The sequence below is a fragment of the Allobosea sp. BH3 genome, assembly GCF_025499465.1.
Taxonomy (GTDB): domain Bacteria; phylum Pseudomonadota; class Alphaproteobacteria; order Rhizobiales; family Beijerinckiaceae; genus Allobosea.
The window spans coordinates 430,838-441,267 of the sequence record NZ_JAIMCA010000005.1 but is presented as its reverse complement, the minus strand read 5'-3'; the positions used below and the strand labels follow the sequence as shown (position 1 = coordinate 441,267).

General features: G+C 68.8%; 10 protein-coding genes. 7 read left to right on the top strand and 3 right to left on the bottom strand.

Annotation, left to right across the window (positions count from 1 at the left end; all coding sequences use genetic code 11):
• The first annotated feature begins 58 nt into the window (after positions 1–58).
• Complete coding sequence (locus tag BoBH3_RS18740) at positions 59–526, top strand: MmcB family DNA repair protein (protein WP_262332355.1); 468 nt, start codon at positions 59–61, stop codon at positions 524–526.
• On the opposite strand, the gene BoBH3_RS18735 is transcribed toward BoBH3_RS18740, so the two are convergent.
• A complete protein-coding gene (locus tag BoBH3_RS18735) occupies positions 518–1,477 on the bottom strand; it encodes a LysR family transcriptional regulator (RefSeq protein WP_262332354.1) in 960 nt (319 codons plus the stop codon). The genes BoBH3_RS18740 and BoBH3_RS18735 overlap by 9 nt on opposite strands.
• Before the next feature lie 98 nt (positions 1,478–1,575).
• Between BoBH3_RS18735 and BoBH3_RS18730 the strand changes: the two genes are divergently transcribed.
• Complete coding sequence (locus BoBH3_RS18730) at positions 1,576–2,754, top strand: MFS transporter (RefSeq protein WP_262332353.1); 1,179 nt, start codon at positions 1,576–1,578, stop codon at positions 2,752–2,754.
• A gap of 68 nt (positions 2,755–2,822) precedes the next feature.
• On the opposite strand, the gene BoBH3_RS18725 is transcribed toward BoBH3_RS18730, so the two are convergent.
• Together BoBH3_RS18725 and BoBH3_RS18720 are read right to left on the bottom strand one after the other, a co-directional pair.
• Positions 2,823–3,389: an ActR/PrrA/RegA family redox response regulator transcription factor gene (locus tag BoBH3_RS18725; protein WP_262332352.1), complete on the bottom strand. Its 567-nt coding sequence runs from the start codon at positions 3,387–3,389 to the stop codon at positions 2,823–2,825.
• Positions 3,390–3,488: 99 nt separating this feature from the next.
• The gene (locus tag BoBH3_RS18720) at positions 3,489–4,823 is read right to left on the bottom strand and encodes an ActS/PrrB/RegB family redox-sensitive histidine kinase (protein ID WP_262332351.1); all 1,335 of its coding nucleotides are present in this window, start codon (positions 4,821–4,823) and stop codon (positions 3,489–3,491) included.
• Between the two features lie 173 nt (positions 4,824–4,996).
• On the opposite strand from BoBH3_RS18720, the gene BoBH3_RS18715 reads away from it, so the two are divergent.
• The 5 genes from BoBH3_RS18715 (at position 4,997) to BoBH3_RS18695 (ending at position 10,393) form a co-directional block, all read left to right on the top strand.
• Positions 4,997–6,298, top strand: a complete 1,302-nt coding sequence (locus BoBH3_RS18715) for a polyhydroxyalkanoate depolymerase (RefSeq protein WP_262332350.1) — start codon at positions 4,997–4,999, stop codon at positions 6,296–6,298.
• A 44-nt stretch (positions 6,299–6,342) separates the two neighbouring features.
• Positions 6,343–7,083, top strand: a complete 741-nt coding sequence (locus BoBH3_RS18710; protein WP_262332349.1) for a M48 family metallopeptidase — start codon at positions 6,343–6,345, stop codon at positions 7,081–7,083.
• A 315-nt stretch (positions 7,084–7,398) separates the two neighbouring features.
• The gene (locus BoBH3_RS18705; protein ID WP_262332348.1) at positions 7,399–7,545 is read left to right on the top strand and encodes a hypothetical protein; all 147 of its coding nucleotides are present in this window, start codon (positions 7,399–7,401) and stop codon (positions 7,543–7,545) included.
• Between the two features lie 168 nt (positions 7,546–7,713).
• A complete protein-coding gene (locus BoBH3_RS18700) occupies positions 7,714–8,874 on the top strand; it encodes an amidohydrolase (protein ID WP_262332347.1) in 1,161 nt (386 codons plus the stop codon).
• Positions 8,875–8,884: 10 nt separating this feature from the next.
• A complete protein-coding gene (locus tag BoBH3_RS18695; protein ID WP_262332346.1) occupies positions 8,885–10,393 on the top strand; it encodes a serine hydrolase domain-containing protein in 1,509 nt (502 codons plus the stop codon).
• Positions 10,394–10,430 lie beyond the last annotated feature (37 nt).

The window sequence follows — 10,430 nt, the reverse complement described above, 5'->3', positions numbered from 1 at the left end:
TCCGATGCCATCGCGCTGAAGCCTTGCATTTCATGAAACAAAGAGGGAACATAAAGGCATGTCCCTCACGGAATCCCTCCTGAACCCGCCACCGGCGCGGCCCGACATCACACGCATGGTGTGCCGGGGCGCGGCGCGCCATCTGCGCGAGCGCGGCTATGCCATCGTCAAGGAAATGACCTTCGCCAATGGACGGCGCGGCGACATCGTCGCGCTCTCGCCCTCCGGCGAGCTTTGGGTCGTCGAGGTCAAGTCCGGCATCGCCGACTATCGCGTCGACGGCAAATGGCCGGATTACCGCGATTATTGCGACGGCTTCCTCTTCGCCGTGGCGCCCGATTTCCCGCAGGAGATCCTGCCCGAGGATGTCGGACTGATCGTCGCGGACGCTTATGGCGGCGCCCTGCTGCGCGAGCCGCCGCGCCATCCGCTCAACGCCGCGCGCCGCAAGATGCTGACGATAGCACTGGCGCGGCTGGCCTCGGACCGGCTCGCCCTGATCGAGGACCCTTCCCCCTCAGACTGAGGCGGCAGCTTGCGCTTTCCGCGTCGGTGCTAGCGGCCTTGCAAAGGGGCGCAGGTCGATCTCTGCGACGAGGAAGTCGATGAAGGCGCGCACGCGGGCCGGCAGGCGCCCGCCATGGCCGACATAGACGGCGTGAATCTCCTCGACATCGCCGGGGTTGAAGGCCTCCAGCACCGGCACGAGCCGGCCGGCGGCGATGTCGTCGGCGATATGGAAGAGCGAGAGCCGCGTCAGGCCCTGACCGGCCAGCGCGAGACGCCGCGCGCTTTCGCCATCGCCGACCGTGACGCGGCCATGAGCCGGCAGGAAGACGCGCTCACCGTCGATGACGAAGGGCCAGGTGTCGCGGTGCCGCGCGAAGTTGAAGGTGATGAGATCGTAGCCGGCGAGCTTATCGGGATGATCCGGCGCTCCCCGGGCCGCCAGATAATCCGGCGAGGCGACGATCGCCGAGACGCTTTCGCCCAGCTTGCGCGCGACGAGCTGGGACGATTTGAGCGGGCCGACGCGGATCGCGACATCGGCACGCTCATCGACCAGGTCGATCACCGCGTCGGTGATCGAGATGTCCAGCTGAATGCCGGGATGCGCCGCCATGAAGCGCGGCGCCACCGGCAGCAGGTAATGCCAGCCGAAAGCGACATTGGCGTTCACGCGCAGTCGTCCGCGCGGGATCTGGAACGCCGCGACCGCCCGCTCGGCCTCGTCGAGATCGGCGAGCACGCGCAGCGTCCGCTCATGGAAGGTGGTCCCCTCCTCGGTCAGCATGAACTTGCGGGTGGAGCGGACGATGAGCCTGACGCCGAGCCGCGCCTCCAGCCGGGCGACGAGCTTGCTGACGGCCGAAGGCGTCATCCTGAGCGCGCGCGCCGCCGGCGAGAAGCCGCCGAGCTCGACGACGCGGGCGAAGACCTCCATCTCGCCAGAGCGATTGACCTCGGGCCGCGGCACTGTGAATTCACCTCACAATTGCTGATCTTTGCCGCAGTCTAATTCACAAGCACGCACGGCGCTATCTGCGGGGCCGAACCCGTTCCCGGAGGCATTCCATGCCCGTTGCCCTTTATGCCCTGACCGTCGGTGCCTTCGGCATCGGCGTCACCGAATTCGTCATCATGGGCCTGCTGCTGCAGGTCTCCTCCGACCTCGGCATCAGCATCCCGCTCGCCGGCCTGCTGATGACCGGCTATGCGCTCGGCGTCTTCGTCGGCGCGCCTATCCTGACCATCCTGACCCGCGGCCTGCCGCGCAAGACGACGCTGCTCGTGCTGATGGCGATCTTCACGCTGGGCAATCTCGCCGCGGCGCTGAGCCCCAGCTTCGGCTGGCTGATGGGCGCGCGCATCGTGACGGCGCTGGCCCACGGCACCTTCTTCGGCGTCGGCTCCGTCGTCGCGACCAGCCTCGTCGCGCCGGAGCGCAAGGCCTCGGCCATCGCGCTGATGTTCACGGGGCTGACGCTCGCGACCCTGCTCGGCGTACCCTTCGGCTCCTGGCTCGGCCTCGCCTATGGCTGGCGCTCGACCTTCTGGGCCGTGACCGGCATCGGCGTGGTGGCCTTCCTCGTGCTGGCCGCGCTTGTCCCGGCCGACCGGGAGCGCCCCGCGCCCGGCCCGCTGTCGGAAGAGTTCAAGGTCCTGGCCCGGCCGCAGGTCCAGCTCGGCCTCGTCATGACCGTGCTCGGCTTCGGCGGCATCTTCGCGATCTTCACCTTCATCCAGCCGATCCTGATCGAGCTCGCCGGCTTCAGCGAAGCGGCCGTCTCGCCGGTCCTGCTCGTCTTCGGTGCCGGGCTCGTCGTCGGCAACCTGCTCGGCGGGCGCTGGGCCGATCGCAGCCTCGCGCCCTCGCTGATCGGCTCGCTCGCGCTGATGACCGTGGTGATGCTCGCCGCAACCTTCGCCTTCCACAGCCAGATCGGCGCGGTCGCCGCCGCCTTCGTGCTGGGGGCTGCCGCCTTCGCCACCGTCGCACCGCTCCAGATGTGGGTGCTGCAGCAGGCCGGCGGCGCCGGTCAGGGGCTGGCGTCGAGCCTCAACATCGCCGCCTTCAACCTCGGCAACGCCTTCGGCGCCTGGCTCGGCGGCGCGGTCATCACGCAGGGGCTGGGCTATGGCGCCATCGCGCCGGTCTCCGCGCTGGTGCCGCTGGTGGCGCTGGGCCTTGCCGCCTTCGCCGTCTCGCTGGAGCGACGCTCGGCGCGTGTCGCCTGCGCCGGCACGGCCTGATCACAGGCCGCCAGGACAAAAGAAAAAGCCGCCGGACTCAGGTCCGGCGGCTTTGCCATATCGGCATCTCAGCGTGGTGCACGCTTGGCGAGGATGCGTTGCAGCGTGCGCCGGTGCATGCCGAGCCGGCGGGCCGTCTCGGAGACGTTGCGGCTGCAGAGCTCGTAGACCCGCTGGATGTGCTCCCAGCGCACCCGGTCGGCCGACATCGGGTTTTCCGGCGGCTGCGGGCGGGCATCGCGCTGTGCGGCCAGCGCGGCATGGATCTCGTCGGCATCGGCCGGCTTGGCGAGGAAGTCGAAGGCGCCGAGCTTCACGGCGCTGACGGCGGTCGCGATATTGCCGTAGCCGGTCAGCACGACGCCGCGCGCGTCGGGGCGGCGCTCCTTGAGGCGGGCAATGACGTCAAGGCCGTTGCCGTCACCGAGTCTGAGATCGATCACCGCGAAGGCGGGGGCAGCCTCTTCCACCGCGGCGAGGCCAGCGGCGACGCTGTCGGCGGTGCGGACGGCATAGCCGCGGCCTTCCATGGCGCGGGCGAGACGGGTCAGGAACGGCTTGTCGTCGTCGACCAGCAGAAGGGTCATGTCGGCGCCCGCTTCGGGCCTGCCGCTCTCGCTCGGCGTATCCTGCATCATCGTCTCCTTGCCGCTTGCTCCAGGCGCGCTGCGGCTGCGCGAAGTGTCGTGTCGTTGCGCCGGCCGAATTTCGGCTCAGCCGGCTTCATTTAGTGTCTATGCCCACGGCTGGGTAGCCCCATCGCCCGATCGACCGGCCTCGAACACGTCGCGAGGCCAGGCGATGCGGATCGACGCGCCGCTCGCCGGCGCGGGCCGGTTGGAGAATTCCAGCGTCGCGCCGCCGCGCTCAAGCAGCGTCTTGGCGATGAAGAGGCCGAGCCCCAGCCCGCCGCCGGCACGGTTCTCGCCCGCCCCGCGCGAGAGATAAGGCTCGCCAGCGCGCATCAGCACGTCGGGCGGGAAGCCCGGCCCATCATCGGCGATGGTCAGCACGACCTGGCCACCTTGCGTCCAATCGGCGGCGATGCTGACCGTCGCGCTGGCGAAGTCGACCGCATTGTCGACGATGTTGCCGAGGCCGTAGATCATGCCCGGATTGCGCCGGCAGATCGGCTCCGGCTTTTCGCCCGTCATGGTGATCTCGAAGGGCACGCCAAAGGGCCGCTGCGGCCCGGCCGCCTCCTCGATCAGGAGACGCAAGGTGAGCTGGTCGAGCGGGCCGCCATCGGCGTCCTGCAGGCTCGAGAGCTTGCCGAGGATGCCGCGGCAGCGCTCGACCTGCTCGCGCAGCAGGGCGATGTCCTCCGCCATCTCGCCCTCGGGCGGGGCGAGCCGGGTGAGCTCGCGGGCGACGAGCGCGATGGTGCCCAGCGGCGTGCCGAGCTCATGGGCGGCGGCGGCGGCGAGCCCGTCGAGCTGAGACAGATGCTGTTCGCGGGCGAGCACCAGCTCGGTCGCGGCGAGAGCGTCGGAGAGGTCCCGCGCCTCCTTGGCGACGCGCCAGGCATAGATGCCGGTGAAGGAGAGCCCCAGCACCAGCGCGACCCAGTTACCGAGCTGGTAGAAGGGCGGCAGCACCGGCCGCTCATCCCCGGCCCAGGGCAAGGGCATGTGGTAGCGGCTGATGGCCGTCGCCAGAACGATCGCCAGCAGGCCCAGCAGCAGCGTGCGCTGCGGCGGCAGCGCGGTCGCCGAGATCATGACCGGCGCGAGGAAAAGGATCGCGAAAGGGTTCTGCAAGCCCCCCGTCATGAAGAGCAGCGCGGCGAGCTGGACGATGTCGAAGGCGAGCAGCGCCGTCGCCGGCCCGTCGGTCAGACGGTGGCTGAGCGGGAACCGGATGCGCAGCGCGATGTTGAGCGAAGCGGAGACGGCGATGACGATGAAGCACCAGCCGAAGGGAAGCGTGAAGCCGAGGCCGAAATGGACGCCGGCGACGGCGACGCTCTGCCCGACAATGGCGAGCCAGCGCAGCCTGACCAGCGTATCGAGCCTGAGATCGCGGCTGGCGCGGGCCAGGGCCGGTTCCGAGAGGTCCGGGGCGTTCACGTCGGCTTAGCCTCCATCTGGCCGCGGCGCATAAACGCCGAGGCTTATCCCCTGAATAGGAGATTCTTAGCCTTTAGCCGGGTTGAATGAGAATAAAATAGACTTAAGGTGCATCGCTGCGATGCAGCATGCTATGTTGCATAGCAAGGAACAACAGAATGCAAGGGGCCCCGATGTCCTTCGCCTACCACGCTTATGAAGCGGTTCACATGATGGTGAGCCCCATGCGCGGCCTCTCGGACGCCATGCATCTCGCGTTCAAGAATCCGGCAAACCCGCTGACCTATACGCCGCTCGGGCGCACGATGGCGGCCTCCTGCGAGCTGTTCGAGCGCGTCACGCGCCGCTACGGCAAGCCGGCCTTCGGCCTCGACGAGACCACGATCAACGGCGTCAAGGTGCCGGTCGTGGAGCGCGTCGTCTGGGAGCGCCCGTTTGGCAGGCTCGTCTATTTCGACCGCCAGATCGAGGGCCGGCGCAAGCCGCAGCCCAAGGTTCTGCTGGTGGCGCCGATGTCCGGCCACTACGCCACGCTGCTGCGCGGCACGGTCGAGGCTTTCCTGCCCGGCCACGAGGTCTATATCACCGATTGGATCGATGCCCGGCTCGTACCGCTCTCGGCCGGCGGGTTCGATCTCGACGACTATATCGACTACGTCATCTCGATGCTGCAGACGCTGGGGCCGGACACGCATGTCATGGCCGTCTGCCAGCCGGCGGTGCCGGTCATCGCCGCCATCGCGCGGATGGAGGCGGAAGGCGACAATTGCGCGCCGCGCTCGATGACGCTGATGGGCGGCCCGATCGACACCCGCCGCTCGCCCACCGCCGTGAATCTGCTCGCGCAGGAGCGCGGCATCGACTGGTTCCGCCGCAACTGCATCACGGTCGTGCCGATGCCGCATATGGGCGCGTTCCGGCAGGTCTATCCCGGCTTCATGCAGCTTTCGGGCTTCATGGCGATGAATATGGACCGCCACGTCACCGCCCATTACGAGATGTTCAAGCACCTCGTCACCGGCGACGGCGATTCCGCCGAGAAGCACCGCGACTTCTATGACGAGTATCTCGCCGTCATGGACCTGACCGCGGAGTTCTACCTCCAGACGGTCGATACAGTCTTCGTCCAGCATGCGCTGCCCAAGGGCACGATGAAGCACCGCGGCAAGCCCGTCGACCTGACGGCCGTCCGCCGTGTCGCCCTGATGACGGTCGAGGGCGAGAACGACGACATCTCCGGTGTCGGCCAGACGCAGGCCGCGCACGACCTCTGCGTCAACATCCCAGACTCCAAGCGCGTGCATTACCTCCAGCCCAAGGTCGGTCATTACGGCGTCTTCAACGGCTCGCGCTTCCGCTCCGAGATTGCGCCGCGCATCTCGGACTTCATGGTCAGCCTCGACATGGAAGCCGCCAAGGAGCGTCGCAACAGCAGCGCCGGCGAACAGCGCAAGGCGCTGAAGGTCGCGGGCTGACGAGCTCTTCCCCATCGCCCGCGAATCCCGCACAATCGCAGGCGATGCGCATCTCCCTGTTCAGGCGCCAGCCGGACCCCGACCGGATCGAGGTCGTCCATGCCGGCACGCGCTTTCCCGTCCTGGTGAAGCGGCGTGCGAATGCGCGGCGGATGACGTTGCGCGTCTCGCAGGCCACCGGCGAGATCACGCTGACCCTGCCCGAGCGCGCCGATTTCGCGGCCGGGCGGGTCTTCGCGGAGAACCATGGCGGCTGGATCGCGGCACGCATCGCCAAGCGGCCGCAGATCGTCCCCTTCGAGACCGGCCGGTCCGTGCCGTTGCGCGGCGTGCCGCACCGCATCGTGCACTGGTCGAAGGCGCGCGGCGTGACGCAGGCGACGCGCGACCAGGACGGCCAGCCGATCATCGCGGTGGCGGGCGAGGCCGCCCATGTGCCGCGCCGGGTGAAGGATTTCCTGCGCCGCCTCGCGTTGCAGGACCTTGAGAAGGCGGTGCGCCGCCACACCGCCACGCTCGGCATCCCGGCGCGCAAGATCACCATCCGCGACACGACGAGCCGCTGGGGCTCCTGCTCCTCGCAGGGGCATCTCAGTTTCTCCTGGCGGCTCATCCTGGCCCCACCCGGCGTGCTCGACTATCTCGCAGCGCATGAGGTGGCGCATCTCAAGGAGATGAACCATTCGCATCGCTTCTGGGCACTGACCCACAAGCTCTACCCGCAGACCGAAGAGGCCGAAGCCTGGCTCAAGCGCCATGGCGCGAGTCTGCACGGCTTCGGCTGAGTCGCACCGCGGGGCCCCTTCAGCCCTCATCCTGAGGAGCAGCCGGAGGCTGCGTCTCGAAGGATTTTCCAGATGGTTCAGGAGCCTCCTCGAGCATCCTTCGAGACGCCGCTGCCGCGGCTCCTCAGGATGAGGGCTGAGAATTTCGAAATGGACCTCAATGCGCGCCCGCCAGTCGCGTTAACCACTTCCTGAAACCTCGCCCCCCACACTGACCGCCGATTCGCCGTCAGCGTGAGTAAGTCTATGGGTCAGGTCATTGCGTTTCGTCGCCCGCCGGAACCTTCCGCTCCGCCCGAGCCCGCGCTCGGCTTGATGTCCGCCGTGGATTTCGCGCTGCGGGATCTCGCCGAGATCATGCCCCATATCGCGCTCGATTCCGCCCGCGCACAGGCCGAGGCCTGCCGTGCCATGCTGGCGCGGGCCTTCGACGCCGAGGTCGACGCCGAATTCGCCGACTGACGCACAGGGCATCGACGCCCTCCGAAAGTCGCCTCCCCGCTTTCGAGCCGACGACCCAGCGCATGGCGCCCCGGCACAGGACCGCCTTGCCGAGCCGCGCGAATTGTCGAACCTCTGCCAAGAGCCGGCCACCCGCTTGAAGTGCCGGCCGCAGGGAGAGGAAGGCCTATGTTCCTGACCAACAGCGATATGGTCGAGCTCGTCGAGCTCAGGCACCGGCTGCATCGCCGGCCCGAGATCTCGGGCGAGGAACGCGAGACCGCCGCTACCATCGTCGAAATCCTCAAGCCGACCGGCCCCAACCGCATCGTCACCGGGCTCGGCGGCCATGGCGTCGCCGCCATCTATGAGGGCGCCGAGCCGGGTCCCACGGTGATGATCCGCGCCGAACTCGATGCGTTGCCGATCGAGGAACTGTCGGACAGCGACCATCGCTCCGAGATTCCCGGCAAGGGACATCTCTGCGGCCATGATGGACACATGACCATCCTGGCGGGCGTGGCGCGGGGCCTCTCACGCAACCCGCCGCAGCGCGGCCGCGCCATCCTGCTGTTCCAGCCCGCCGAGGAAACCGGCGCCGGTGCCGCCGCCGTCATCGCCGACCCGAAATTCGCGGAGATCGCGCCCGACTACGCCTTCTCCCTGCACAACCGCCCGGGCGTTCCCGTTGGGCAGGCACGCATCTCTGAGGGCGCCGCCAATTGCGCCTCCCGCGGTATCAAGATCGTGCTGACCGGCGAGACCTCGCATGCCTCGACGCCAGAGCATGGCCGTTCGCCGGCGCCGGCCATCGCGGCGCTGATTCCGGCCTTGACCGCGCTCGGCCCCGGCGGCCCGCTCGATGCGAATTTCCGGCTCGTGACCGTCACCCATGTCTCCATCGGCGAAGAGGCCTTCGGCATCGCGCCGGGCCATGGCGAGCTGTGGGCGACGCTGCGGACCGTCAACGACGCGCAGATGGGTGCTCTCTGCGAGGCCGCAGAAAAGCTCGCGCGCGATGCGGCCGAGGCGGGCCGGCTCACCGTCGCGCTGAGCTATCACGACATCTTCCACCACTGCGAAAACGAGCCGGAGGTCGTCGCCATGCTGCGCCGGGCGATGGACGAGGAGAAGGTGCCGCACGGGCCGACGCCGCCCTCGCGCGGCTCGGAGGATTTCGGCCTGTTCGGGCGCAAGGCCAAGTCCGCGATGTTCCTGCTCGGCTCCGGCGCCACGGCCCATCTGCACAATCCGGATTTCGACTTCCCGGACGACGCCATCGGCACCGGGGCGCGCGTCTTCATGCGCGCCATCCGCAACCTGCTGGGTGAAGCCCTCCCGCAAGCCTGAGGCCGCACCGATGACGCTGAACTGGGCGGGCGCCGCCAAACGCGCAGACGAGATCGCCGCAAGCTGGCAGCGCGAAGCCGGGCCGGGCGGCACGGTCATCCTGTTTGACCGCGACGGCGTGCGCGAGGCTTTCGCCGGGGGGCTCGCCAGCATCGAGCATGGCCTGCCCTTCACGCCGACGACGGTCAACCGCTTCGCCTCGATCAGCAAGCATGTCCTGGCCGTGGCGCTGCTGCGGGCCGGCTTGCCGCTCGATGCCACGCTCGGAAGCTGGCTGCCGGAGCTGCCGGCGCCATTGGCCGCAGTCACGCTCGGCCGGGCGCTGGACATGACCGGCGGCCTGCCTGACATGATGGAGGCCTTCTGGCAGCAGGGCGTGCCCTATACGGCGACGCTCGATGCCGAGGAGATCTTCGCGCTCGCAAGGCTCTTTCCGTCGCTGAGTTCGACGCCCGGCACGGAGATGGCCTATTCCAACACCGGCTGGCGCCTTGGCCAACGCGTGCTGGAGAAGGTTTCGGCCAAGCCCTATGCCGAAATCGTCGCGGCGCTCTCCGGCGAGCTCGGCCTCGCCTTCCGACTGCCCTATGACGGCGCCGAGATCGTTCCCGGCCTCGCCACCGGCTACTGGCGCGCGGCCGAAGGCTGGCGGCGCGGCCATTACGGCTTCCATTTCTCTGCCTCGGGCGGCATCGCCGGCTCCGCCACCGATCTCGCGAGCTGGCTTTCGGCGCTGCTCGCCGGACGCGGACCGCTCGCCGGCATGCTGGAGAAGCTCGCCGCGCCCCGCCATTTCGCAGATGGCAGCGAGAGCGCCTACCGGCTCGGGCTGGTCTGCAGCCGGCTCGGCGGCACCGACGTCATCGGCCATGGCGGCTCGCTGCCGGGCTATCGCAATCATTTCCTGATAGCGCCGGCCCATGGCGTCGGCGTCGTGGTGATGACCAACCGCGAGGAAGAGGCGCTCTGGCCGGCGCTGACCGTTCTCGCGGCGCTCCTCGGCGAGGAGCTTCCGGCCGCCGGCCAAGCGCCCGCCGGCCTGTTCGCCGCGGATGAAGGGCCGTTCTGGGCGGAGCTCGCGCCGGATTCGATCAGCTTCATGGGCGGCTTCGAGCGCCTCGTCGGCGATGGCGAAGGGGGCTTACGCAGCCTGCCTGCCTATCTCGACATCCGTCTGCGCGCAGAGGGGGCCGACACGCTTTCGGGCCTGATCGGCGGCGCGAATAGAACGCTGCGGCGCGTGCCCGGCGGCACCGCGCTCGACGGAAGGCTCGTCGGCCGCTGGCACGAGCCGCGCTTCGGCACCGAGATCGAGATCCGGGCGGACGGCACGGCGCTGATGGCGTGGCCTTCCGGCGGCACGGTGACGAAGCTGACACCGCTGCCAAACGGCCGGGCTCTGGGAGATCTGCTCCACGGCCCCTGGCGCTATCGGCCCTGCCTCTGGCTCGATGGCGAGGGCGACCTGCGGGTCTCCGGCCACCGGGCAAGAATTTTGCAAATGCACCGCGCCGGCTGACGACGCGCCAGCCGGTGCCTATGGAGGAGACGACCCT

What these genes read in the sequence shown, in the direction of transcription:
- BoBH3_RS18740 (WP_262332355.1), top strand. Translation starts at nt 59, where the DNA reads ATGTCCCTCACGGAATCCCTCCTGAACCCGCCACCGGCGCGGCCCGAC.
- BoBH3_RS18730 (WP_262332353.1), top strand. Translation starts at nt 1,576, where the DNA reads ATGCCCGTTGCCCTTTATGCCCTGACCGTCGGTGCCTTCGGCATCGGC.
- BoBH3_RS18725 (WP_262332352.1), bottom strand. Translation starts at nt 3,389, where the DNA reads ATGCAGGATACGCCGAGCGAGAGCGGCAGGCCCGAAGCGGGCGCCGAC.
- BoBH3_RS18715 (WP_262332350.1), top strand. Translation starts at nt 4,997, where the DNA reads ATGTCCTTCGCCTACCACGCTTATGAAGCGGTTCACATGATGGTGAGC.
- BoBH3_RS18710 (WP_262332349.1), top strand. Translation starts at nt 6,343, where the DNA reads ATGCGCATCTCCCTGTTCAGGCGCCAGCCGGACCCCGACCGGATCGAG.
- BoBH3_RS18705 (WP_262332348.1), top strand. Translation starts at nt 7,399, where the DNA reads ATGTCCGCCGTGGATTTCGCGCTGCGGGATCTCGCCGAGATCATGCCC.
- BoBH3_RS18700 (WP_262332347.1), top strand. Translation starts at nt 7,714, where the DNA reads ATGTTCCTGACCAACAGCGATATGGTCGAGCTCGTCGAGCTCAGGCAC.
- BoBH3_RS18695 (WP_262332346.1), top strand. Translation starts at nt 8,885, where the DNA reads ATGACGCTGAACTGGGCGGGCGCCGCCAAACGCGCAGACGAGATCGCC.